The sequence below is a fragment of the Pseudoalteromonas sp. GW168-MNA-CIBAN-0100 genome, from assembly GCF_040309225.1.
Lineage (GTDB): Bacteria > Pseudomonadota > Gammaproteobacteria > Enterobacterales > Alteromonadaceae > Pseudoalteromonas > Pseudoalteromonas arctica.
The window spans coordinates 1-271 of record NZ_JBEOOL010000568.1; the positions used below are offsets into that span (position 1 = coordinate 1).

Genomic DNA, 271 nt, shown 5'->3' on the forward strand with positions numbered 1-271 from the left:
GCTTTATACATAGCAGTATCATTAACGGTTACCGTTACTTTAAGCTCTGATGACATATCGCCAAATACAGACTGCTGATTATTATCTACAAGCACTATTTGGCCTGTTTCAATAGACGAGAACGCTTTGAATACTAACTTCTTGTATAAGTTAGTAAACCAACTTGTGCGTTCTTGAACGCGTAAGCTCGATACCTTTTCCATACACTTACCTATATTATTGTTATTACTTGTTAAACAACATAAATTAATAAAAAATTATGATCTACCTG

1 pseudogene is annotated in these 271 nt (G+C 33.2%); it reads right to left on the reverse strand.

Features of this window, described 5'->3' with window-relative positions:
• Positions 1-203, reverse strand: a pseudogene (locus tag AAEY62_RS22460) (SAM-dependent methyltransferase); the annotation flags it as partial.
• Between the last annotated feature and the right edge of the window lie 68 nt (positions 204-271).